The following is a 25570-nucleotide window of genomic DNA, read 5'->3' on the forward strand; positions in this document are numbered from 1 at the left end:
ATGTCAATGAAAGAAAGTGACTGTAAGAAATACTTGAAATTATCAGGTCTAGAACCATTAATCATAACGCCAGAAAGTAATTTTATAAACGTTGGTGAGCGTACTAACGTTACTGGTTCGCGTAAATTTTTACGATTAATAAAAGAAGAAAACTATGCCGAAGCATTAGATGTTGCAAGAGACCAAGTGAAAGGTGGCGCGCAAATCATAGATGTCAATATGGATGAAGGTATGCTTGACGGAAAACACGCAATGGTAACCTTCTTAAATCTTATCGCATCAGAGCCAGATATTGCACGCTTGCCCATAATGATTGACAGCTCAAAATGGGATATTATCGAAGCTGGTTTGCAAGTCGTACAAGGTAAATCGGTAGTGAATTCTATCAGTTTAAAAGAAGGCGAAACAACTTTTATTCATCACGCAAAACTTATCAAACGTTATGGTGCAGCTGTGATTGTTATGGCGTTTGATGAAGATGGTCAAGCCGATACTTATGAGCGTAGGATAGAAATCTGTAAACGCTCTTACGATATTTTGGTAAATCAAGTTCAATTTCCACCAGAAGACATCATTTTCGATCCAAATATTTTTCCTGTTGCAACCGGAATGGAAGAGCATCGTTTAAATGCTTTAGACTTTTTTAATGCCACAAAATGGATTAAAGAAAATCTACCTTATGCTAGCGTTTCTGGTGGCGTAAGTAACGTGTCGTTTTCATTTAGAGGAAACAATGTCGTGCGTGAAGCCATTAACGCAGCATTTTTATATCACGCGATTCAACACGGAATGAATATGGGAATCGTAAACCCAACTATGTTGGAAGTGTATGACGAAATTCCGAAGGATTTATTAGAACACGTTGAAGACGTACTTTTTGACAAACGAGATGATGCAACCGAACGCTTACTAGAATTTGCCGAAACCGTAAAAGGACAGAAAAAAGACGATGTAGCAAAGGTACAAGAATGGCGAAGCGAACCTTTGCAAGACCGTATTACGCATGCTTTAGTAAAAGGTATTGATGCCTTTATTGTTGAAGATGTTGAAGAAGCGCGACAAGTGGTAAACAAACCTATTCAAGTTATCGAAGGTCACTTAATGACCGGAATGAATGTGGTTGGCGATTTGTTTGGAAGCGGAAAAATGTTCTTGCCTCAAGTAGTAAAATCGGCTCGAGTGATGAAAAAAGCAGTCGCTTATTTACAGCCTTATATTGAAGCTGAAAAAGACGATTCGCAACGCTCTAACGGTAAAATTTTAATGGCAACTGTAAAAGGCGATGTGCACGATATTGGTAAAAATATAGTGAGTGTAGTTTTGGGTTGTAATAATTACGAGATTGTGGATTTAGGCGTAATGGTTCCGCCAGAAAAAATCATTGAAACCGCTAAAAAAGAAAACGTCGATGTCATTGGATTAAGCGGTTTAATTACACCATCGTTAGACGAGATGGTTTACGTTTCGCAAGAAATGGAAAAACAAGGATTTAATATTCCGTTGTTAATTGGAGGCGCAACAACATCAAGAGCGCATTCTGCGGTAAAAATTGCACCACATTATTCTAATACTGTTGTACACGTCAACGATGCTTCTAGAGCAGTTACTGTTGTTGGAAATCTGTTGCAGAAAGACAACAATGTTTACAAAGAACAGATTCGTGAGGAATACGAAAAATTCCGTGAGCAGTTTTTAAAACGTGGGAAACAAAAAGAATACCTCTCTATTGAAGAAGCGCGTGAGCGAAAGTTTAAAATCGATTGGAACACAACCGAAATTGTAAAACCAAAACAATTAGGAATACAAGATATTCAAGATTTTGATATTACGATTTTAGACGATTATATCGATTGGTCACCATTTTTTAGAAGTTGGGATTTACACGGAAAATATCCAGATATTTTAACCGACGACATCGTTGGTAAACAAGCAACCGAATTGTTTAAAGACGCTAAAGTCTTGCTTCAAAAAGTCTTTGATGAAAAGCTGCTGAAAGCAAAAGCGGTTTTTGGATTGTTTCCTGCAAATACTGTAAATGATGATGATATTGAGGTGATAATCGAAGATTGTCATGCTGAACTTGATTCAGCATCTAAAAAAGATTTCGATGGAGTTAATCTTGAGCGCAGTCGAAAGGTTGATTTAGTATCTAGCCAAACGCCAAACACCAAACACCAATTTCTAACCTTACGTCAGCAACTCAAAAAAAGAGAAGGCGTTCCAAACTTTGCATTAGCCGATTTTATCGCGCCTAAAGACATAGGAATTCAAGATTATATCGGTTGTTTTTGCGTGACTACAGGTTTTGGAACCGAGCAATTAGCTAAAGAATTTGAAGCGAATCACGACGATTATAATTCCATAATGATAAAAGCATTAGCCGATAGATTAGCTGAAGCTTTCGCAGAATATTTACACAAAGAAGTGCGTACAAAACATTGGAACTACGCTTCTGAAGAAAACTTAACCAACGAAGATTTAATTGCCGAAAGCTATAAAGGTATTCGTCCTGCACCAGGTTATCCAGCCTGTCCAGATCATTTAGAGAAAAAGACCATTTGGGATATTTTAAATGTCGAAGAAACTATTGGTGTGAAACTAACCGAAAGTCTTGCGATGTGGCCAGCAGCAAGTGTAAGCGGTTATTATTTTGCAAATCCAGAAGCTAAATATTTTGGCTTGGGAAAAATCACCGAAGATCAATTAGAAGATTATGCTAAACGAAGAAACATTAGTAAAGAAGAAGCTGAAAAATGGTTAAGCCCAAATTTGGCAGATTAGCTGAATTCCTGCGCAGGCAGGAATCTCAAATAAGATAAAATTAATAAGATACCTGCTTTCGCAGGCATTAGTATGAAAGTAACAGAACATTTAAAAAACGCTAACGGAAAAACTTTGTTTTCGTTTGAAATTTTACCGCCTTTAAAAGGGCAACATATCCAATCTATTTTTGATAATATTGATCCGTTAATGGAGTTTAATCCTCCATTTATTGATGTTACATACCATAGAGAAGAATATACGTATAAGGACGTAGGTAATGGGTTGCTTAAGAAACAAATTGTAAAGAAAAGGCCAGGTACCGTTGGGATTTGTGCAGCCATTCAGAATAAATACAATGTGGATGCTATTCCTCATATTTTGTGTGGTGGATTTACAAAAGAGGATACTGAGAATTTCTTAATAGATCTAGATTTCTTAGGCATTGATAATGTTATGGCTTTGCGTGGAGATGCTGTTAAAAGTGAAACTTATTTTAAACCAGAAAAAGATGGACATGCTTATGCTAGTGATTTGGTGTCTCAAATTGAAGATCTTAATAATGGAAAATATTTAGACGAAGAATTGCTTAATACTTGCGCTACTAACTTTTGTATTGGTGTTGGTGCATATCCTGAAAAACATATGGAAGCACCAAGTTTAGATAGTGATATTCACTTCCTAAAAAAGAAAATAAAAAATGGAGCGACCTACATTGTAACACAAATGTTTTTTGATAATAAAAAATATTTTGATTTTGTAGATAAATGCCGAAAAGAAGGGATTACAGTGCCAATTATTCCAGGGTTAAAACCTATTGCAACCAAAAAACAGTTGAATTTAATTCCACATCGTTTTCATGTAGATTTACCAGAAGAATTAATTATAGAGGTGGTAAAATGCAAAGACAATGCTGCTGTAAGACAAGTTGGAATTGAGTGGTGTATTGAGCAATCTAAAGAGCTTCAAAAAGCTGGTATTCCTGTGCTTCATTACTATTCTATGGGAAAAAGTGATAACATTAAAGTGATAGCTTCGGAGGTGTTTTAAGGAAATGTCTTTGGTTACATAAGGGTAACATTAATGTTATAGAATAATAATTTCTTAACCATTTATTGCTTTATTGCTAAAATTTAGAAAAGAGATATTATAGAAATTTGTAGCAAAACCAAATCACATGAAAAAGTATAAATTAGAAGTCGGTTTTGCATTAAAGTTAATGGCAATAACTCTGTTATCTTTAGTTGCTACGTTGTTTTTAAATTAAATATTCTGTTACTTTTGCCAGTAACCAATTTTTTATGAAGTACTGGCTTACAGTTTTTGCATTTTTGTTTGGATTATTGTTGTTTTCTCAAAATAATAATAACACAAATTCATACTTAGATATCAATTATTTCTCAGGGAATATTGCGCTTCACAATAACGATATTCTTCATCTTATCAAAGGTCATCCTGAAGGTGTTATTCTAAGCTGGAATAAAAAAACCTTTGGAGAGGAAGCGTGGCAACAACGTTTTAATTATCCAGATTATGGAGCATCGTTTATTTATCAAGATTTAAAGAATGATGTACTTGGTGAAAATTACGGCCTCTATGCACATTATAATTTTTACTTTTTCAAACGGAATTTAATGTTTAGAATTGGTCAAGGTGTTGCCTATAATACCAATCCTTACGATAAGTTAGATAACCATAAAAACATTGCTTTCGGATCGCATTTACTGAGTTCTACATACGTAATGCTTAATTATAAAAAAGAACGTTTGTTTAAGAGGTTTGGCTTACAAACAGGTTTGTCTTTAATTCATTATTCTAATGCCAATGTAAAAGCGCCAAACACCAGCGTTAATTCAATGGCTTTTAATTTAGGGTTAACCTATAATTTAGATGAAGATGATACCGAATATATAGATAATCTAAACGATGAAAAATTCACAGAACGTATAAAATACAATATAGCATTTAGAAGCGGAATTAACCAAAGCGATATTATTGGCAGTGGGCAATATCCTTTTTATATAGTTTCGGCTTATGCGGACAAACGTTTAAGTCATGTTAGTGCAGTTCAGTTTGGTGCAGAAGTGTTTTTTTCTAATTTTTTAAAAGAGCTGATTTACTATCAATCGGTGTCTTTTCCTGAATTAGATGTTACTGGAGATGAAGATTATAAACGTGTGGGATTATTTGTGGGTCACGAGTTGTTTATCAATAAAATGTCTGTAGAATCGCAAGTTGGTTACTATGTGTATTATCCTTACGATTTTGAAGGAAGAATGTACTTGAGAATTGGTTTAAAACGCTATTTTGGTAAGAAATTCTTTGGAGCTGTAACCTTGAAATCTCATGGCGCAAAAGCAGAAGCTGTTGAATTTGGAATTGGAGTGAGATTGTAAATTTGTCATTCCTGAGTTGGTCACTGAGCGAAGTCGAAGTGAGGCAGGAATCTATTTTAGATATGAAGAAAATAATTTATTTATTGGTTTTTCTAGTTTTTGCTTGCAACAGCGAAGATGCTAACGATTGCTTTCAAACATCAGGAACTATAGTGCAACAAGAAATTGATGTTGTTGACTTTGAAAGAATTTTGGTGAATAGAGATATAGAATTAATCATTACCGAAGCACCAGAGTATAAAGTTACTATTGAAACAGGTGAAAACTTAATCAATGATGTAAAGGCTGAGGTTATTGGAGATAGATTAGTGCTTACAGATGATAATAATTGTAACTATGTAAGAGACTATGGTATTACAAAAATTTATGTTGAAGCGCCAAATCTTACAGAAATAAGAACATCTTCGCAGTATGAAATTTCATCAAATGGCGTGTTAACATATCCTAGTTTAAGATTATTCTCAGAAGATTTTAATGAAGCCACAGATTTTACTGTTGGTGATTTTAGATTGTCTATAAATTCAGAGAGCTTACGTATTACTTCAAATAATATTTCATCATTTTATATTAATGGTGAAGTAGATAATTTGTTTGTTGGTTTTTTCTCAGGTTCTGGACGTTTTGAAGGTGAAAATTTAATCGCTCAGAATGTAGAGATAAGTCATCGTGGTAGTAATGATATGATTGTAAACCCTATACTATCCTTAACAGGTATCATAAGAGGAACAGGAGATGTCATTGTAATTAACCAACCTCCTTTGGTTGATGTCGAAGAAATCTATATTGGAGAGTTGATTTTTGATTGATTTAATTACATAAATGAAAGCGATAGAAAACTTAGATGATTTGCATAATTTATTTTTTAGTGAATGGTTATTGCCATTTGTTGAATTAAAAAACACAGATTTAATTTTAGAATCTAATTTTATATTATTTAACTACGTCAAGAATTTTGGAGCTTCAATTCCGAAAAACAATAATCAAGACCACTTAGAAATCAATCAAAATTCAAATAAATTTGAGTTAATAAATTTTATTGCTGAAAATTCTGGAAATTGGAATATTGCAGTTAGTAAAAAAACAGAAGAGATCTACACTAACGAACATTGGCTGTACACAAATAGTAATTTTTCGGAATATAAAAAATTGAATTTTGGAATTGAAGAATGTCTGATAACCTTTAGTCTACAGGAGATTTATTTTGCTTTTTGTGAGAATAATGTAGAAATAAAATCAGAATTAAATCTAGAACCACTGTGGGTTAACAAAAGATATAATTCAATAGAAAGAACTCACAGTTTTTTCTATGATTCTGAATTAAAAGCGCTCAAATTAGTTCATAGCGAAAACAATTTTGATAATATCGCATTTATAAGACCTAATTAGCTTAATAATAAATTTTCATACTTCTTGAGTATGGTGATTCCTTCCCTCTGGGAAGGCAAGGATAGGCTTTTATTAACTCGTTAATTCCCTAAACAAACTCTCTAAACTTGCATTTTTTTGATTCAGCTGAAGAATCTTCAGTTCATTATCGTGAGCAAAATCAAAAACATGAGAGCGCATATCTTCTTTGGTGGAAAAAGTAATTTCGTAAACAAAATTATAAATGTTTTTTACAGAGGCAACTTTAGGTAAACGTAATAGAAAGGCTTCTTCAACACGATAGTCAAACTCAACAATAATAACTTGTTCTTGTCCTTCTCTGAGATCTTTGAGGTACTTGTCTGCAACAACTTCGCCTTTGTTAATGATTATGACACGATCGCACATGGCTTCAACCTCTTGCATGATGTGCGTAGATAAAAAAACGGTTTTTTCTTTTCCTATATCTCTAATTAGATTTCTAATATCTACCAGCTGGTTAGGGTCTAAGCCTGTAGTTGGCTCATCTAAGATTAAAACATCAGGATTGTGTAGTAGTGCGTTTGCCAGACCAACACGTTGCCTGTAACCTTTAGAAAGTTGCCCTATTTTTTTATGCGCCTCTGGTGTTAATCCAGTAAGTTCGATTACCTCGTCAATTCTAGATTTTGGTGTGCCATACACATTGGCATTAAAGTTTAAATATTCTTTTACATAAAGATCTGTGTAAAGCGGATTGTGTTCTGGTAAGTAACCAACACTTTTCTGAACGTTTTTTTTGTCCTCCGTAACATCAAATCCGTTCACGTTTGCATTGCCTTCGGAAGCTTCAATATACGTAGTAAGAATCTTCATCATTGTCGATTTTCCGGCACCATTTGGGCCCAAAAAACCTACAATCTCAGCATCGTTCACTTTAAAAGAAACGTTGTTTAATGCTTTTTGATCTTTATATAATTTTGAAATATTATTGACTTCAATAGACATAATTCAGAATATTTAATCAAAAATAACTAATATCTAATACCACACATTATTTATTATAAAATCTTTAAAATTTTGTGCACAACTCAAAAAAGGTATAGCAACAATTTTGATTTGTAAAAATATTATTTACTTTAGCCACAGAATATTATGAAACACATAGCTAAAACATATTATAACTGGTTTTATTTCTTTTTTAACGGAAGAAACGAGGCTTAGTATGTTTTAGTGAATAAAATATAAGTTTTAAAAAGTCTCGAATTATTCGAGACTTTTTCTTTTTTAATCCTTTTGATTGAAAAAGTCCTGAACTGGTTTCAGGATCTCATTAAATAATTGTTAGATTGACAAAACCAATAGCCATACAAGGAATAAGAGGATCATTTCATCACGAGGTGGCCCAAAAGTACTTCAGCTCTACAGCAGAAGTCATTGAGTGCATGTCTTTTGATAGTGCTGTGGACAATTTATTACAACACCAGACAGATAGCATGGTTATGGCTTTAGAGAATTCTATAGCAGGTTCTATAATTCCTAATTACGCACTAATAGATAATCATAATCTGAGTATTGTTGGTGAGTATTATTTGGATATTCAGCACAACTTAATGGCATTAAAAGGTGAAACTTTAGCAACTATAAAAGAAGTGCACTCGCATCCAATGGCATTGTTACAATGTAAAGTATTCTTTAAGGATTATCCACATATTAAGTTGGTAGAAGCAAAAGATACAGCAGAAGTTGCTAAGCAAGTTTCAAAAGATAATATTAAAGGCATCGCAGCTATAGCAAGCAAAAATGCAGCAAGTTTATATCAATTAGATATTTTGGCCGAAAGCATTCAAACCATAAAACATAACGAAACACGCTTTGTTATTGTTAGGCGAGAAAATAATAACCTTGAACGAAAAGGAATTAATAAGGCATCTCTAAAATTTGAATTAGATCATAAACGTGGTAGTTTAGCTACAATACTCAATGTAATGAGTGATTGTAAACTAAACCTAACTAAGATTCAATCCTTACCAAAAATTGAGACACCTTGGAAGTATGCCTTCTTTGTAGATGTTACTTTTGATACACATAAAGATTACGAAAAAGCATACGCTATTATGCAGATTATGGCAGAGAATTTTAAAGTGTTAGGTGAATATAAAAATGCAAAAACATGATTGAAGTAGCCAACCGTTTGAAACATGTACAAGAATACTACTTTTCTAAAAAGTTAAGAGAAGTGGCCTTTTTGCAATCTCAAGGAAAACCTATTATCAACCTTGGTATTGGAAGTCCAGATTTAGAACCACCTTTTAAAGCTACTATGCTTTTAAAAGATAGCTTGGATGAAGAAGGAGCTAACAAATACCAGAGTTACCAAGGTTTACCAGAGTTAAGAGAAGAGATTGCCAATTTTTACAAAAAACATTACAAAGTAAATCTAAGTGGGCAAACTGAGGTGTTACCACTTTTAGGAAGTAAAGAAGGTATAATGCATATCTCTATGGCTTTTTTAAATCCAGGTGATGAGGTTTTGATTCCAAATCCAGGATATCCAACATATTCTGCGGTAACTAAATTGTTAGAAGCAAAACCAGTTTTTTACGATTTAAAGGAAGATAACCATTGGTTGCCAGATTTTATTGCTTTAGAACGCTTAGATCTTAGTAAGGTAAAAATCATGTGGATTAGTTATCCGCATATGCCAACAGGAGCTAATGCACCAAACAAGTTTTATGACGAAGTTATAGCCTTTGGAAGGCGACACAATATTTTAATAGTAAACGATAATCCATATAGTTTTATTCTAAACAAAAAACCTATCAGTATCATGCGTTATAACCATGCAAAGGACGTTTGTTTGGAGTTAAATTCATTCAGTAAAACCTTTAATATGGCAGGTTGGCGAGTAGGTATGCTTGTAGGAAGTTACGAGCATCTTAATGCAGTGCTTAAGGTGAAAAGTAATATGGATTCAGGAATGTTTTATGCCATTCAAAAAGGAGCGATAGAAGCCTTAAAATGTTCAGATATGTGGTTTGTAAGTTTAAATAGTGTTTACGAACAAAGACGAGAGCTTATCTGGAAACTTGCAGAGGCTTTAAACTGCACCTATGACGAATATGCAACAGGTATGTTTGTTTGGGCAAAATTACCACCACATTTAAAGTCTGAAGAATTTACCGATTTAGTGTTAAAAGAACATTCAATATTTATAACACCAGGAACGGTTTTTGGAAGTAATGGTGAAGGCTATGTGCGTTTTTCATTATGCTCTCCAGAAGAACAAATAAAAGAAGCGATAGCGCGAGTTTAGATAGATGAAACAGGTATTTATCATAGGAGTAGGATTAATAGGAGGAAGTTTTGCCTTAGATATAAAAAAGCGAAATCCAGAATGTGTTGTGTATGGTATAGACAAGAGCGAAGCGCATTTAGATAAAGCAAAAACTCTGGGTATTATAGATAAAAAGGCTACTTACGAAGATTTAAGTACAGCAGACGTTGTTATAGTTGCCATACCTGTAGATGCTACTTTAGAAGTGTTGTCAAAAGTATTAGATCTGGTTTCGGATGAGACCGTTGTGTTTGATGCTGGTTCAACCAAAGAAGATATTTGTCTTAAGGTGAAAAATCATCCAAAGCGTAGAAATTTTTTAGCAGCACATCCTATTGCTGGTACAGAATTTTCAGGACCTGATGCAGCAATTCATAATTTATATAACAACAAGACAAATATTATTTGTGAAGTAGAAGAAACTGCTTTCAAACTTCAAGAAAAAGCATTAAAACTGTTTGCTGATTTAGGAATGCGTATTCGTTATATGAACCCTAAGGCGCACGACAAACATATAGCCTATGTGTCGCATCTTTCGCATATAAGCTCTTTTATGTTGGGCAAAACAGTGATAGAAAAAGAGAAAAACGAACGCGATATTTTTGATATGGCAGGCAGTGGTTTTGCAAGTACGGTACGTTTGGCAAAAAGTTCACCAGCCATGTGGACACCAATTTTTAAACAAAATAAAACTAATGTTATTGAAACTTTAGATGAATATATAGATAACCTAAAGCATTTCAAGAAGTTAATGTTAGAAGATAACTTTGAGGCAGTTTTCAAGGAGATGGAAACCACCAACCATATAAAAGATATATTAAACGGAATAGAATAAAATTAAGAAAAAGAAGATTAATAGTAAGATGGAAAACAAGAAAGAATTGAGAAACTGGTTAGATGCTTTTAATTTAGATCATCCACTGGTAATTGCTGGACCTTGTAGTGCTGAAACAGAACAGCAGGTTTTAAAAATTGCACATCAGCTAAAAGATAGCGATGCCACTGTTTTTAGAGCAGGTATTTGGAAACCAAGAACACGTCCTGGTAATTTTGAAGGAGTAGGAGCGCTTGGGTTAAAGTGGCTTCAAAAAGCAAAAGAAGAAACAGGCATGCTTATTACTACAGAAGTAGCTAATGCCAACCATGTAGAATTGGCTTTAAAGCACGATGTAGATATCCTTTGGATAGGTGCTCGTACAACTGTGAGTCCTTTTATAGTACAAGATATTGCAGATGCATTAAAAGGAACAGATAAGCCTGTATTAATTAAAAACCCAGTAAACCCAGATTTATCTTTGTGGTTAGGCGCAGTAGAGCGTTTTTATACAGCAGATGTTAAGAATTTAGGTGTTATTCACAGAGGATTTTCAACTTACGAAAAAACACGTTATAGAAATAATCCAGAGTGGCAAATTGCAGTAGATTTACAAAACCGTTTTCCGGATTTACCATTAATTTTAGATCCATCTCATATTGCTGGTCGTAGAGATATAATTTTCGACTTAAGTCAAACAGCATTGGATCTAAATTATGATGGTTTAATGATAGAAACACACCACGACCCAGATAATGCTTGGAGTGATGCTGCACAGCAAATCACACCACAAACTTTAATAAAGTACACGGAAGATCTGCGAATAAGAAAAGAAGTAGGTGATGCAACAGAGTTTAAAAACAAGATAAATACGCTAAGAACTAAAATAGATGTTATTGATCATCAGTTAATTGAAATCTTAGGGAAGCGTATGCAAGTAGCAGATGAAATTGGTAACTTGAAAAAGAAGCACAACGTTGCAGTTTTGCAAAATAAGCGTTGGAATGAGATTTTGGGCAAAATGATTTTACAGGGAGAGGAAAAGAATTTAAGCGAAGAATTTATTCTTAGAATGTTTAAAGCTATCCATCAAGAATCGATTAATCATCAGGAGGAGATTATTAATCGCTAAAAATAAAAAAGGCTCGCAATTGCGAGCCTTTTTTATTTATGTTATATGCTACGTTTAAAGGTATATCGTGTAATAAAAATACCTTGTCCATCCCCTTTTCCTCCAGAACTCTCAACTCCAGTATTAATAAATGCTAATTCCCAACCTTCGGCAATCATCGTATTAACTTTAGATGTCATCACTGCGTCATTAGCAGCTATGTTTTGAAAACGAATTCCACCAAGATTATAGAAGTTAAGTAATTTAGTTTCTTCATAATCTTTTACTCTTATTTCACTTCGCTTAGATTTATTCTTTTCATCTTTATCTTTATCACCAGATCTTACAGTTGTAAACTCTTTGTAGTCTTTAGACTCATTTGCAGATATCATTCTAGAACGGCCTAAACCATTAGGAACAATAGATTCTACAACGGTAACCACTTTGTACTCTACTTGAGCTGGTTTGTTGTCGTTAGAGTCTTCTTTGTTGATAAAAGAAAATGAAATTAGTCCTACAGCAATTGCTGCGATAAATAAAAAATTTTTTTTCATGATTGTTGATTTTTGTTTTATGCTTTAAAGTAAAGACTATTTTGGTTAAAAGTTGTTACTTTGCTATTATTTTAATTACTGAATGACAGGAACAGTTTATAAATCTACCGGAAGTTGGTATACCGTTAAGACAATGAACGGTAAATTTTATGAGTGCAGAATAAAAGGCAGATTTAGAATTCAAGGTATAAAAAGTACCAATCCTATTGCTGTTGGCGACAAAGTAGAGTTTGAGTTAGAAACCAAAAATAATACCGAAACAGGTGTTATACATCGCATAGAAGAGCGCAGCAACTACATTGTTAGAAAATCAGTAAACTTATCCAAGCAAACGCATATCATTGCAGCAAATGTGGATCAAGTGTTTTTATTGGTTACTATAGATAATCCACCAACGTTTACCAGTTTTATAGATCGCTTTTTGGTTACTGCAGAAGCATATTCGGTAAACACAGTCTTGGTGTTTAATAAAATAGATACTTACGATAACGAAAAGATGTTAGAAGTAAAGTATCTGCAAAGTATCTATAAAAAAATAGGATACGAGTGTATTGAAATATCAGCAGCCACAGGACATAATATTGAAAAGATAAAAGCCTTGATGATAGGTAAGGTGAGTATGTTTTCTGGTCATTCTGGTGTGGGTAAATCTACTCTGGTTAATGCTATAGAGCCTTCATTAGATCTAAAAACCAAAGCCATATCAGAACAGCATATGCAAGGACAACATACAACTACTTTTGCGGAGATGTTCGATTTAAGTTTTGATGCCAAAATTATAGATACACCAGGTATTAAAGGTTTTGGTGTTGTAGATATGGAAAAGGAAGAGGTAGGCGATTATTTTCCTGAGTTTTTTGCTTTAAAACAAGATTGTAAATTCAATAATTGTTTGCACTTAAAAGAACCAAAATGTGCGGTTAAAGAGGCTTTAGAAAATGACGAAGTGTCTTATTCTAGATACCGTAGCTATATTCAAATTCTAGAAGGAGATGAAGAGCATTACAGAACAGATAATTGGGATAACGAATGAAAATAGTAATTCAAAGAGTCTCTGAGGCTTCAGTAGTTATTAACCAAAAGCAAATTGCTTCAATAGAGCACGGACTTTTAATTTTATTAGGTATTGTTGATGAAGATACCCAAGAGGATATTGATTGGTTATGTAACAAAATTGTAAATCTTCGAATTTTTCCAGACGAAAATGGCGTTATGAATACTTCGCTTTTAGATGCTGGTGGTAACATTATCGTGGTTAGTCAATTCACCCTTCACGCAAGTACAAAAAAAGGAAACAGACCAAGTTATATAAAGGCAGCAAAACCAGATGTTGCAATTCCGCTTTATGAAAATTTTGTTTCAACCTTACAAAATAACTTAGGAAAACCAATACAAACAGGTGAGTTTGGTGCAGACATGAAAGTACAACTTGTTAACGATGGGCCTGTAACCATTATTATAGATTCTAAGAATAAAGAATAGCTTAAGAGGGTTTAAAATATTAACCGTTTGTCGAATATTAATTAATTGTAGGGATTTTAATACATAAAATATTTGATGAACTAATTTTACTTTTTATATTGTGCTGCCAATCAATTCAATATAAATACTGCATGAAATATATTTCCGCAGCAATATTCCTATTAATCACTATTGCTGGTTTTTCACAATCTGAAGATTTATATAAATCCGAAACAATTCCACCCGAATTAAAAACAAAGGCAAATGCCGTTGTAAGACTTAATGATATCAATGTTGTTGTAACTTCTAAGGATGAGCTAAGCATTATAGAAAAGCGAATAGTTACCGTTTTAAACGAAAAAGGGAATTCTGCTGTTGGTGCTTACGCAAGTTATGATAAGTACAACAAAATAAAAAAAATTGAAGCTAGAATTCTAAATGAAGCTGGCGAAGAAATAAAAAAGTTTAAGAAACGAGATTTTATGGATAGAAGTGCTGTAGATGGTGGTACATTGTACTCAGATTCTAGGGTGCTTTTAATGGGATACACACCAGCAACATATCCTTATACTGTAGAGTTTTATTATGAAATTGAATCGTCTAATACAGCTGCAATACCAACTTGGAGGCCTATTACTGGCTATTATGTAGGTGTAGAAAAAGACATCTATAATTTACAAGATAATGCAGATTTAGGTTTAAGGTTTAAAGAAAAAAATCTTCAAGATTATAATATAACAAAGAGTAATTCTTCTACATCTTTAAGTTATACTTTAGAAAATGCATTGCCCATAGCACCAGAGGATTTAAGTCCGTCATATTATAATTATTACCCACAGGTATTAGTTGCAATGGAGAATTTTTCATTTTATGGTGTAGAAGGAAAAGCAAAAAACTGGTTAGAATTTGGAGACTGGATAAACGACGCTTTGCTAGAAGGAAGAAACGAAGTTACAGATGAAACAAAACAAGAAGTTTTAGGTATAACAGCAAACCTTGATGATCCTATAGAAAAAGCTAAAGCAGTTTTTCAATTTGTTCAAGAAAATACCAGATATATAAGTGTACAGGTTGGTATAGGTGGAGTGCAGCCAATACCAGCATTAGAAGTAGATCAATTAAAGTACGGAGACTGTAAAGGGTTAACTAACTATACCAAGTCTTTGTTAGAAGTAGTGGGAGTAACATCTTATTACTGCGTTGTAGAAGCAGGTAAAGAAATTATAGATTTAGAAGACGATTTTGCTTCCTTAGAGCAAGGAAATCATATCATTTTAGCAATTCCTACAGATAATGAGACCGTTTGGTTAGATTGTACGAGTCAACTACATCCCTTTAATTTTATCGGAGATTTTACGGACAACAGAAATGTGTTAGTGGTAAAACCTAATGCTAGTGAGATTGTAAAGACAAAGTTATATGTAGATAGTTTAAATTATCAGTTAACTACAGCAAATGTTAAATTAGAAGCTAATGGTAGTCTTACTTCTAAAATTAATAGAAAAACAAGAGGCTTGCAGTACGATAATCGATTTTATATAGAACGAAGATCAAATGATAAGGTAAATGAATACTACAAATATCACTGGAGTTATATTAATAACTTAGAGATTTTGGGTTATAAGTTTCATAATAATAAAGTTGATGTAGAGTTTACAGAAGATATAGATGTAGAAGCAAGCACTTATGCCTCTGTTTCTGGTGATAGGTTGCTCTTTAAACCCAATGTATTCAATCAAAACTCTTACGTGCCAACTAGGTATAGGTCTAGAAAAATGCCAATAGATATATCACGTGGTTATATGGACGAAGATGTTTTTAAAATAGAAATCCCAGAGGGTTTTGAGATAGAGGCTTTGCCAGAAAATATAGATATTAAGAACAAATTTGGCGAATACCACTTTAAAATCAGTACTTCAGACAATATAATTATTTACAAAAGAAAGTTGTTCTTAAAAAAAGGGCAATACCCTAATACAGATTACAAAAATTACAGAGATTTTAGAAAACATATCTCTAAAGCCGATAACTCTAAAATAGTATTAAAATCAATCAAATAATCATGATTAAAAACATTTATTTACTTCTTTTCCTTCTAAGTTTTACTCAATTTTCATTTTCACAAGAGATAGAGTTTGGAGAAGTGTCCAAAGAAGAATTATCAGAAAAATTTTATGATAAAGATTCATCAGCTAATGCAGTAATACTTTATAAAAAATTAAGGACGTTTTATGGAGCAAATGCATCTTCTGTAGAACTGGTTACAGAGGTTCATGAAAGAATTAAAATCTATAATAAAGAAGGGTTTGATAAAGCTACAATAACTGTAAATTTATTCAAAAGCCGATCGAGTAAAGAGCGAATAAGTAAGATAAAAGCATATACCTATAACTTAGAAAACAACAAAATCGTTGAAACCAAATTAGAAAAAAATCAGGTTTTTGAAAATGAATATAGTTACAACTACAAGCAAGTTAAGTTTACAATGCCAAATGTAAAAGAAGGTTCAGTTATAGATATAACTTACAAGATTACATCTCCTTTTGTTCTATCCATAGATGAGCTAAAATTGCAGTACGATATTCCTATTAAGCACATTGAAGCAGAAATACATACTCCAGATGGTTATAACTTTAGAACAAAAGTGAAAGGAAATATTAGCTTTTTTCCTCAGCATTCTAGAAAGAGATCAACTGCATTAGATATGACTATGGATATACAAAACTATACTTTGAAAGATGTGCCAGCATTAAAAGAAGAAGCTTTTGTAGATAACATTAATAATTATAGAGCAGGTGTTATGTTTGAGTTGATATCTATCGTAACACCATCTATAAATAGATATTATGCACAAAATTGGGGAGATGTAGCAAAGACTATAGGTAGTGATGATGATTATAAAAATGAATTGGACAAAACCAATTCCTTTGATGATGAATTGGATAATTTAATTTCAGACAATCAAACAGAAATAGATAAAATGAAATCTATTTTTAAGTATGTAAAAGATAATATTCAATGGAATGGTATTGATGGAAAATATTTTTACAATGGCATAAGAAAAACCCTAAAAGAGAAAAAAGGAAATGTAGCAGACATTAATCTAACGCTTGTAGGAATGTTGAGGTATGCAGGTATTGATGCAAATCCGTTAATTATTAGTACAAAAGAAAACTCAATTCCTTTTTTTCCAACTGTAGATAGATTAAACTATGTTTTAGCCTATGCAGTTATAGATGAAGAGCAATACTTCTTAGATGCCACAGATGAGTTTAGCGATGTTAATGTTTTGCCTTTAAAAGATTACAATTGGCAAGGAGTTTTGGTAGATAACAATAAAATGGTTTGGAAAAAAGTAGCCATAAGAGAACCAGAAACCGGAATAACACAATACATGGTTAATGCCAGTATAAGTGAAGACGGAGCCTTAGAAGGAAATGTGATGTCTAGACATACAAACCATAAAGCTTATAGTTTTAGAAATAATTATAATAGCGAAGATTTAGATGCTTACCTTACTGAGAAGGAAGAAGGGTTAGAAAACATTGAAATATCTAATTATAAAGCTCAAAATGCAGAGACTTATGAAGGTTTTGTTTCAGAATCCTATGATTTTTATAAAGAAGAAGGAGCAGACGTTATAAATGATAAATTATACATTGCACCTATGTTGTTTTTAAAATCCACCGAAAACCCATTTAAATTAGACGAAAGAGAATATCCAATAGATTTTGGGTACCCATTAAAGGAACGTTACATGGTTAATATTTCTATTCCCGAAAATTATACGGTAGAGTCAGCTCCAGAACCAATGATTTTAAAGCTACCTGAAGATCTTGGTACATTTCAGTTATCTAACAAGGTTCTAGGTAACAAAATACAGCTATCTGCTTCAGTAGAATTAAATAAAGCTCTGATGGGTCCAGAAACTTATGTATATTTAAAAGAGTTCTTTAACCAAATGATTAATAAACAAAAAGAACAAGTAGTATTAACAAAAGTGAAATAATGAACATTAAAGACGCACAAAAAGAAGTAGATAATTGGATAAATGAACATGGAGTAAGATACTTTAATGAGCTTACCAATATGGCGCAATTAACAGAAGAAGTTGGTGAAGTAGCGCGTATTATAGCAAGGCGTTATGGAGAGCAGAGTGAAAAGGAAAGTGACAAAGACAAAGATTTAGGAGAAGAACTTGCAGATGTTGTATTTGTAGTCCTCTGCTTAGCTAACCAAACAGGTATAGATTTGCAAGCTGCTTTTGATAAGAAAATGGATAAAAAAGCAAAACGAGATCACGACAGACATCATAATAATGAAAAATTGAAGTAGTTTTGTTTCTGCTAAAAGAAGAAAACTACATGAATATTCAAATTCTCAAATCGTCTAAAACAAGTTCAACATCTTCTGTAACAATAACAGGGTCAAAAAGTGAATCTAACCGTTTACTTTTATTAAAGGCAATGTATCCTACAATAGATATAGAAAATGTATCTAATTCAGATGATTCTGTACTGATGCAAAAAGCGCTTCAAAGCCCCAATGCACCTATAATAGATATACACCATGCTGGTACAGCAATGCGTTTTTTAACGGCATATTTATCGATTCAAGAAGGTAGAGAAGTAGTTTTAACAGGCTCATCCAGAATGAAAGAGCGTCCAATAGGAATTCTAGTAGATGCGCTAAGACAATTAGGTGCAGATATTCAATATATAGAAAATGAAGGTTTTCCTCCACTCACTATCAAAGGGAAAAAATTAACCGAATCAAAAGTAACTCTCAAAGCCGATGTTAGTAGTCAATATATCTCGGCTTTGCTACTTATAGCATCTAAGTTAGAAAACGGATTAGAGCTCACTTTAGATGGGAAAATAACCTCTGTTCCTTACATAAAAATGACATTAGGACTGTTAAATGAGATTGGAGTAGAAACATCATTTAATAATAATGTAGTCAAAGTAAAGCCAAAAACCACTCAGGTAAAGCCTCAAACTTTGGTGGTTGAGTCAGATTGGTCTTCAGCCTCATATTATTTTAGTATTGTTGCATTAAGTGATATTGGTACAGAAATAAAATTATCTTCTTACAAAAAGAATTCACTGCAAGGTGATTCGGTTTTGTCAGGGTTATATAAAGAGTTTGGTGTAGCAACAAGTTTTGAAAATAACTCTATAACCCTAAAGAAAGTTCAAAAAACAGATAGTAGTAAAATCATAGAGTTTGATTTGAGAAATGCTCCAGACATAGCTCAGACAATTGCAGTAACGGCATTTGGACTTGGATTGGAGAGTGAATTAACAGGTTTACATACGTTAAAAATCAAAGAAACCGACAGATTAGTGGCTCTTAAAACTGAGTTAGAAAAGTTTGGAGCAGAAGTCGCAATTACAGACGAGTCGTTGCATTTAAAATCTTCTGATAATATTAAAAGTAACATCTCCGTGGACACTTACAATGACCATAGAATGGCAATGGCATTTGCGCCTTTAGGCTTAAAGACTACACTAAAAATTAACGATCCAAAAGTTGTGAGTAAATCTTACCCAGAGTTTTGGAATGACCTCGATTCTATAGGCTTCAAAATAAAATAAACCGTTAATTACTTGACAAGGCCTGTTTTGAGATTGTATATTTGCAACTTCAAAAAAATAAACAATCACAAATGAAATTATCAAATTTTAATTTTGACCTTCCAGAAGAACTATTAGCTGAACATCCTGCAGAGCACAGAGATGAGTCTCGATTAATGGTTTTAGACAGAGCTAATCAAACAATCGAGCACAAACTTTTTAAAGATGTTATAGATTACTTTGATGAAGGTGATGTGATGATAATGAATAACACTAAGGTTTTTCCTGCCAGATTATATGGTAATAAGGAAAAAACAGGTGCTCGTATCGAAGTTTTCTTATTGAGAGAATTAAACCAAGATCAACGCCTTTGGGACGTATTGGTAGATCCTGCTCGTAAGATAAGAATTGGTAATAAACTTTACTTCGGTGACGACGAAACATTAGTAGCTGAGGTTATAGATAACACAACATCTAGAGGTCGTACATTACGTTTCTTGTATGATGGTTCATATAATGATTTCAGAAGAAAATTAACTGAATTAGGTGAAACTCCACTTCCTAAGTACATTAAAAGAGGTGTAGAGCCAGAAGATGAAGAGCGTTACCAAACAATATATGCAAAAAACGAAGGAGCTGTAGCAGCACCAACAGCAGGTCTACACTTTTCTAAGCACTTGTTAAAGCGTTTAGAAATTAAAGGTGTTGAAATGGCTGAGGTAACTTTACATGTAGGCTTAGGAACATTTAATCCTGTTGAAGTAGAGGATCTTTCTAAGCACAAAATGGATAGCGAAGAGATTGTAATTAGCCAACAAGCTGCAGACATAGTAAACAATGGTATAGAGCGTAAAAAACGTGTATGTGCTGTGGGTACAACCTCAATGCGTACAATAGAAAGTTCGGTATCATCTAATGGTAGACTAAATGCTTATGAAGGCTGGACAAACAAATTTATTTTCCCGCCATATGATTTTAGTATCGCTAATTGTATGATTACTAATTTTCATACACCAAAATCTACGTTACTTATGATGATTTCTGCATTTGCAGGACACGATTTTGTAAAGCGTGCTTATGAAGAAGCTGTAAAAGAAAAATATAGATTCTATTCTTATGGTGATGCTATGCTAATCATCTAATAAAGAATTTAAAGTTATTTTAAGCCTCTACTCGCATTAAACAAAGAGTAGAGGTTTTTTGTTTCTAGAAATAGATGAAGTTACAAATGCCTATTTTTGCACAATATGGATAAGAAAAAGAAAGATATACGAGCACTTACAAAGGATCAACTAAGAGAATTTTTTGTAGAACAAGGTGATAAAGCATTTCGAGGAAATCAAGTATACGAATGGTTGTGGCAAAAATCGGCTCATAGTTTCGAAGATATGACCAATATATCTTTGCAAACACGCCAAATGTTAGAGGATAACTTTGTAATAAACCATATAAAAGTAGATCAGATGCAACGTAGTTCGGACGGCACTATAAAGAATGCCGTTAGACTTCATGATGATTTAATAGTAGAATCTGTATTGATACCAACTGCAACGCGTACAACAGCATGTGTGTCCTCGCAAGTTGGGTGTAGTTTAGATTGTAAGTTTTGTGCTACTGCTAGGTTAAAGCGTATGCGAAATCTAAATCCAGATGAAATTTACGATCAGGTTGTGGCGATTGATAATGAAAGTAGATTATATCATGGCAGACCGTTAAGCAATATTGTGTTTATGGGAATGGGAGAACCACTTATGAACTACAATAATGTATTAAAGGCAATAGACAAGATAACATCACCAGAAGGATTAGGTATGTCTCCAAAACGAATTGTGGTGTCAACATCTGGTGTGCCAAAAATGATAAAAAAAATGGCGGATGATGGTGTTAAGTTTAAGCTAGCTGTTTCCTTGCATTCAGCTATAGATGAGGTGAGAACATCCATAATGCCATTTAATGCTACATTTCCATTAAAAGATCTTAGAGAAGCATTAGAGTATTGGTATACCAAAACAAAAAACAGAATTACCTATGAGTATGTCGTTTGGAGAGGTATAAATGACAGAAATAAAGATGTTGATGCCTTAGTAGAATTTTGCAAGTTTGCACCAAGTAAAGTTAATCTTATAGAGTATAATCCTATAGATGATGGTGCGTTTCAACAAGCAGATTCTAAAGCTTTAGATATGTATGTTAATATTTTAGAAGCCAATAATATTACAGTTACAGTAAGACGAAGTAGAGGGAAAGATATTGATGCTGCTTGTGGCCAATTAGCCAATAAAAATAAAGCATAAAAAAAGCGGCTAAATGCCGCTTTTTTATGTATTTCTAATACTTATTAGTTTTTAGTCACTTTAATTATTTCTGTTTTGTCACCAGAAGTAATCTGAACTAAGTATAATCCTGATTTGTACTCAGAAATGTTAATTGACGACTCAATTATTTCACTACCATCATAATTAGCAACTTCTTGACCTAAGATATTAAATATTGTTACATTGTCTATTTCTAGAGTTGTCTTAATATTTAATTTGTCATTTGCAGGATTAGGATATATGCTAAAAGGCACTAGTTGTTCATCAGTAATAGATAAACTACTGTCTGTTGTAAAACTCCATACAGGACCTTCTGTTACACCGAAACAGTTAACAGCATCAATACTCCAAAAATATGTTGTATTTACTTGTAAACCTGTTAAAGGATCCCCAATTTCAAAGTCAAAAGACTGATCTGGTGGATTTGCTGTACCAATGTTTAAGACATAATTATCTTCAGGTGCTCCTGCTGCCCATGAGAAGTTTACTAAACCATCAGGTCCATAGATAGTCACCGCAGAAGCTCCATCAGCAGGACTAGGTCCACCAACAACCGCTGGTGCAGCTGTTGCTGTACATGCTGTTGTAGTAAAACTCCAAACAGTACCTGTTGATGATCCAACACAATTTACTGGGTCAACAGACCAGTAATAAGTGGTATTTGGTTGAAAACCGTAAAGTACATTTACACCACTAGAAACATTAGTTAAAGACCCAATATCATTTCCTGCAGGTGTTACACCTAAGTTTAAATTATAAGCGTCAGGAGCATCACCAGTTCCTGCGTCTGTCCACTCAAAAGCTATGCTGTTTGTTTCACCATAAGTTATGTCAACATCTACGGCAGTATCAGCTGGTATAGGTGTTGTCGCTAAATCAGGAGTAGCACCTGCTGTACATGTACAAGATGCGCTAGTACATTGTATAGTGGTAAGGGTGTTATCGTTATTTTGAGTACCACAAGCAGCGTTTAAGTGCCAAAACACTAAAATTTCAGGAGTTGTAGCTGTAAAACTAACAGAGTCAGCTCCATGAGTGATAACTGTTCCTATTGCAGAAAAAGTTGAAGTTGTTTCAGCAACAGTTATGTAAACACTAGTAGTGTTTGTTCCTGTAATTGTATAGGTGTTTCCTACAACTAAGCCTTCCAAAAGCGATATCTCAGCGTTAGGCCAATTATTTGTAGAAATCGTTTCTGCACCACCTGTGTTAAGTACAGTAACTACTCCATTAGGCCATTGACCACCAGTCGTCGTCGTACACTGACCATAAATTAATGAGGTAGTCGCAAAAAGCGTAAGGAATAATAAAGTAATTTTTTTCATAAAGTTTGTTTTTAGATTAATTGTCTAAAGTTACAAATATTTGCTTACTAAGCGTGTTAAATTTACATTATTCAATTTTTAGTGATAAAAAGAGGCTTTATTCGTAATTTTGCAAAGTTTTAGATGTATTCATGAAAATAACGGAACAAATTAAACAACCAATAGCCTATGAGATGGAGCTTTTTGAACAGAAGTTTCGGTTGTCTATGGCTAGCAAGGTCGCTTTGTTAAACAGAATTACACACTACATCGTAAATAGAAAAGGCAAACAAATGCGACCAATGTTTGTGTTTTTGGTTGCCAAAATGTTAAATAACGGAGAAGTTAGTGAGCGTACCTACAGAGGCGCTTCGGTTATAGAATTAATACATACGGCAACCCTTGTTCACGATGATGTTGTAGATGATAGCAATAGACGTAGAGGTTTCTTTTCAATCAATGCACTTTGGAAAAATAAAATAGCAGTTTTAATAGGTGATTATCTCCTTTCTAAAGGGCTGCTACTTTCTATAGATAATAATGATTTTGATTTATTAAAAATTATATCTGTGGCTGTGCGCGAAATGAGTGAAGGCGAGCTGTTGCAGATTGAAAAAGCAAGACAACTAGATATTACAGAAGTTGTTTATTACGATATCATTCGTCAGAAAACGGCAACACTGATTGCTGCGTGCTGTAGTTTAGGTGCAGCATCAGTAAAACCTAATTCTACAGAGGTTGAGACAATGCGTAAGTTCGGAGAACTCATAGGCATGGCATTTCAAATTAAAGATGATTTGTTTGATTATGGAGAAGAAAAAATAGGAAAACCGACAGGCATTGATATAAAAGAACAGAAAATGACTCTTCCCTTAATATATGTTCTTAATAATTGCTCTAAAAAGGAAAAATCTTGGTTAATTAATTCTATTAAAAATCATAACAAGGATAAAACACGAGTTAAGGAGGTTATTGCGTTTGTAAAGTCTCATGGAGGATTAGATTATGCAGTTTCAAAAATGAAAAACTTTCAGCAAGAGGCCTTAAAACTTCTTAATAACTATCCTGAATCTCCTTATAAAGCTTCATTGGAGCTAATGGTTAATTATGTAATAGAAAGAAAAAAATAGTTTTTTAATAGACTGTAATACAGTTTTTTAATAATTATTTTTAACTTTTTTACACTGACCATACAACCATTAGCAAGATATTTGCGTCTATACAAATAGAAGGTCAAATGTAACCAACAATATGAAAGTTATTCAGCTTCATAAAAACGAAACTAAACTTATACAGAGAGCTGCGAAAAATAATCGCGAGGCACAACATGTACTATATGAGTTGCACGCTCCTAAAATGCTTAGTGTATGCAGATACTACATCAAAGATGTGCATAAAGCTGAAGAAGTAATGTTAAATGGATTCTTTAAAGTGTTTAAGTATCTAAAAACATTTAAGAATCAAGGTAGTTTTGAAGGTTGGATAAGGCGAATAATGGTAAGAGAAGCAATTTCGTTTTTAAGACAACAAAAACATGTTGAGTTTACTGCAGAAGATGAAATTTTAGAACAAGACTATACCAATAATATTAAAACCAATATTGAGGTTGCTGAGATTCAGCAGTTAATAGATAGTTTGCCTGAGGGTTATAAAATTGTCTTTGTAATGTACGCTATAGAAGGCTATAAGCATCATGAAATAGCTGAGTTATTAAATATATCAGAAGGCACATCAAAGTCGCAATTGTTTAAAGCAAGACAAATGCTTCAGAAAAAAATAAAAGAATTAAATAACAGCAGTTATGGCACCAATTAAATTTGAAGAACAACTAAAAGACAAGCTAGAAGAGCGCAATCTGCAACCTTCGTCAGAGAGTTGGGCAAAACTGTCTGAACGTCTAGATGCAGAAGAGAAGAAAACTAAATTTCCTTGGTTTTGGTGGATGGGAATAGCAGCAGCAGTCATAATTACATTGACTGTTGTTATGCAAACATTAGGACCAAAAAATACTGAACAGAGCTTACCTCAAGTGGTTGAGCAAGAGATGAAAGATGATTTTAATAATACAGAACAGTCTAATACAACTGAAAACAAAACGATAGAATTAGTATCAGAAAATAATGAAGTTGAAACTGTTTCTGAAACGGAAAATAAGAAGAATAAAACAGAAATAATTAATTATAAATCAACTACTAAGGATAAGGTAGATACACAATTGGCAGTTGATCAAAAAGGAGATAAAATAAATACTCAAGACATCATCAACTCTGAAAACGAGCAGAAAGCAATCATAGAAAAAGCTGCAATTGATAAAGAAGCTTTTGCCGAAGCTATGACAGAAGTTTTAAACGAAATAAAGCCTAATACAACAGTTACAGACAGAGAAGTCGATTCACTTCTTAAGGTTGCAAGTAAAGAACTTCTTAAAGATAAATTAGCAAAAGAATCTAGCAGAACGGTAGATGCAAAATTGTTGTTAGAAGATGTGGAAGATGAAATGGGACAATCCTTTAGAACCAAAGTTTACGAAGTCTTAAAGGATGGATACAAAACTGTGAAAACAGCAGTAGCTCAGCGAAATGACTAAGGTGCTGAGAA

23 protein-coding genes are annotated in these 25570 nt (G+C 33.3%); 20 read left to right on the top strand and 3 right to left on the bottom strand.

What is annotated here, in order from left to right:
* Window positions 1-6: 6 nt before the first annotated feature.
* The 5 genes from metH (at window position 7) to V1468_RS12930 (ending at window position 6542) form a co-directional block, all read left to right on the top strand.
* Window positions 7-2781 (top strand): methionine synthase, encoded by a 2775-nt coding sequence (gene metH / locus V1468_RS12910; RefSeq protein WP_331810642.1) that lies wholly within the window; start codon window positions 7-9, stop codon window positions 2779-2781.
* Between the two features lie 72 nt (window positions 2782-2853).
* Window positions 2854-3810 (top strand): methylenetetrahydrofolate reductase [NAD(P)H], encoded by a 957-nt coding sequence (gene metF, locus V1468_RS12915; RefSeq protein WP_331810643.1) that lies wholly within the window; start codon window positions 2854-2856, stop codon window positions 3808-3810.
* 251 nt (window positions 3811-4061) lie between these two features.
* On the top strand, window positions 4062-5156 hold the full coding sequence (locus tag V1468_RS12920; RefSeq protein ID WP_331810644.1) for an acyloxyacyl hydrolase: 1095 nt from the start codon (window positions 4062-4064) through the stop codon (window positions 5154-5156).
* Between the two features lie 62 nt (window positions 5157-5218).
* Window positions 5219-5962 (top strand): head GIN domain-containing protein, encoded by a 744-nt coding sequence (locus tag V1468_RS12925; RefSeq protein ID WP_331810645.1) that lies wholly within the window; start codon window positions 5219-5221, stop codon window positions 5960-5962.
* Window positions 5963-5975: 13 nt separating this feature from the next.
* Window positions 5976-6542, top strand: a complete 567-nt coding sequence (locus V1468_RS12930; RefSeq protein ID WP_331810646.1) for a hypothetical protein — start codon at window positions 5976-5978, stop codon at window positions 6540-6542.
* Between the two features lie 72 nt (window positions 6543-6614).
* Here the strand turns inward: V1468_RS12930 and gldA are convergent, their stop codons facing one another.
* Window positions 6615-7508, bottom strand: a complete 894-nt coding sequence (gldA, locus tag V1468_RS12935) for a gliding motility-associated ABC transporter ATP-binding subunit GldA (protein WP_331810647.1) — start codon at window positions 7506-7508, stop codon at window positions 6615-6617.
* A gap of 341 nt (window positions 7509-7849) precedes the next feature.
* On the opposite strand from gldA, the gene V1468_RS12940 reads away from it, so the two are divergent.
* Genes V1468_RS12940 through V1468_RS12955 form a run of 4 tightly spaced genes read left to right on the top strand, consistent with a single transcriptional unit; the run spans window position 7850 to window position 11783 of the window.
* Entirely contained in the window at window positions 7850-8677 is an 828-nt protein-coding gene (locus tag V1468_RS12940; protein WP_331810648.1) for a prephenate dehydratase, read from the top strand.
* Window positions 8674-9816: a pyridoxal phosphate-dependent aminotransferase gene (locus V1468_RS12945; RefSeq protein ID WP_331810649.1), complete on the top strand. Its 1143-nt coding sequence runs from the start codon at window positions 8674-8676 to the stop codon at window positions 9814-9816. The genes V1468_RS12940 and V1468_RS12945 overlap by 4 nt, the downstream gene beginning before the upstream one ends.
* Before the next feature lie 4 nt (window positions 9817-9820).
* Window positions 9821-10672 carry a prephenate dehydrogenase gene (locus V1468_RS12950; RefSeq protein ID WP_331810650.1) on the top strand — a complete coding sequence of 284 codons (852 nt, stop codon included), beginning with the start codon at window positions 9821-9823 and terminating at the stop codon, window positions 10670-10672.
* Between the two features lie 28 nt (window positions 10673-10700).
* Entirely contained in the window at window positions 10701-11783 is a 1083-nt protein-coding gene (locus V1468_RS12955) for a bifunctional 3-deoxy-7-phosphoheptulonate synthase/chorismate mutase type II (RefSeq protein ID WP_331810651.1), read from the top strand.
* A 41-nt stretch (window positions 11784-11824) separates the two neighbouring features.
* Here the strand turns inward: V1468_RS12955 and V1468_RS12960 are convergent, their stop codons facing one another.
* Complete coding sequence (locus V1468_RS12960; RefSeq protein WP_331810652.1) at window positions 11825-12316, bottom strand: hypothetical protein; 492 nt, start codon at window positions 12314-12316, stop codon at window positions 11825-11827.
* Window positions 12317-12398: 82 nt separating this feature from the next.
* Here V1468_RS12960 and rsgA point away from each other — a divergent pair, with 82 nt between their 5' ends.
* From rsgA to rlmN, 8 genes are all read left to right on the top strand, one after another.
* Window positions 12399-13349 (top strand): ribosome small subunit-dependent GTPase A, encoded by a 951-nt coding sequence (rsgA, locus tag V1468_RS12965; protein ID WP_278005265.1) that lies wholly within the window; start codon window positions 12399-12401, stop codon window positions 13347-13349.
* Window positions 13346-13798, top strand: a complete 453-nt coding sequence (gene dtd / locus V1468_RS12970; RefSeq protein WP_331810653.1) for a D-aminoacyl-tRNA deacylase — start codon at window positions 13346-13348, stop codon at window positions 13796-13798. Before rsgA ends, dtd begins: the two co-directional genes overlap by 4 nt.
* Window positions 13799-13929: 131 nt before the next feature.
* Complete coding sequence (locus V1468_RS12975; protein ID WP_331810654.1) at window positions 13930-15837, top strand: DUF3857 domain-containing protein; 1908 nt, start codon at window positions 13930-13932, stop codon at window positions 15835-15837.
* A gap of 2 nt (window positions 15838-15839) precedes the next feature.
* The gene (locus V1468_RS12980; protein WP_331810655.1) at window positions 15840-17786 is read left to right on the top strand and encodes a DUF3857 domain-containing protein; all 1947 of its coding nucleotides are present in this window, start codon (window positions 15840-15842) and stop codon (window positions 17784-17786) included.
* Complete coding sequence (locus V1468_RS12985) at window positions 17786-18112, top strand: nucleotide pyrophosphohydrolase (RefSeq protein WP_331810656.1); 327 nt, start codon at window positions 17786-17788, stop codon at window positions 18110-18112. Before V1468_RS12980 ends, V1468_RS12985 begins: the two co-directional genes overlap by 1 nt.
* Before the next feature lie 29 nt (window positions 18113-18141).
* Window positions 18142-19374 carry a 3-phosphoshikimate 1-carboxyvinyltransferase gene (gene aroA / locus V1468_RS12990; protein WP_331810657.1) on the top strand — a complete coding sequence of 411 codons (1233 nt, stop codon included), beginning with the start codon at window positions 18142-18144 and terminating at the stop codon, window positions 19372-19374.
* 71 nt (window positions 19375-19445) lie between these two features.
* Entirely contained in the window at window positions 19446-20495 is a 1050-nt protein-coding gene (gene queA, locus V1468_RS12995; RefSeq protein ID WP_331810658.1) for a tRNA preQ1(34) S-adenosylmethionine ribosyltransferase-isomerase QueA, read from the top strand.
* A gap of 105 nt (window positions 20496-20600) precedes the next feature.
* Window positions 20601-21647: a 23S rRNA (adenine(2503)-C(2))-methyltransferase RlmN gene (gene rlmN, locus V1468_RS13000; protein WP_331810659.1), complete on the top strand. Its 1047-nt coding sequence runs from the start codon at window positions 20601-20603 to the stop codon at window positions 21645-21647.
* 44 nt (window positions 21648-21691) lie between these two features.
* Here rlmN and V1468_RS13005 read toward each other — a convergent pair whose 3' ends face one another.
* Entirely contained in the window at window positions 21692-22993 is a 1302-nt protein-coding gene (locus tag V1468_RS13005; RefSeq protein ID WP_331810660.1) for a T9SS type A sorting domain-containing protein, read from the bottom strand.
* Between the two features lie 131 nt (window positions 22994-23124).
* On the opposite strand from V1468_RS13005, the gene V1468_RS13010 reads away from it, so the two are divergent.
* The 3 genes from V1468_RS13010 to V1468_RS13020 all read left to right on the top strand — a co-directional run bounded on the left by V1468_RS13010 (window position 23125) and on the right by V1468_RS13020 (window position 25559).
* Window positions 23125-24102 carry a polyprenyl synthetase family protein gene (locus V1468_RS13010; protein WP_331810661.1) on the top strand — a complete coding sequence of 326 codons (978 nt, stop codon included), beginning with the start codon at window positions 23125-23127 and terminating at the stop codon, window positions 24100-24102.
* Between the two features lie 121 nt (window positions 24103-24223).
* Window positions 24224-24787: an RNA polymerase sigma factor gene (locus tag V1468_RS13015; RefSeq protein WP_331810662.1), complete on the top strand. Its 564-nt coding sequence runs from the start codon at window positions 24224-24226 to the stop codon at window positions 24785-24787.
* Window positions 24774-25559 carry a hypothetical protein gene (locus tag V1468_RS13020; RefSeq protein WP_331810663.1) on the top strand — a complete coding sequence of 262 codons (786 nt, stop codon included), beginning with the start codon at window positions 24774-24776 and terminating at the stop codon, window positions 25557-25559. The genes V1468_RS13015 and V1468_RS13020 overlap by 14 nt, the downstream gene beginning before the upstream one ends.
* Window positions 25560-25570: the final 11 nt, after the last annotated feature.

The sequence above is a fragment of the Winogradskyella poriferorum genome, assembly GCF_036553625.1.
Lineage (GTDB): Bacteria > Bacteroidota > Bacteroidia > Flavobacteriales > Flavobacteriaceae > Winogradskyella > Winogradskyella poriferorum.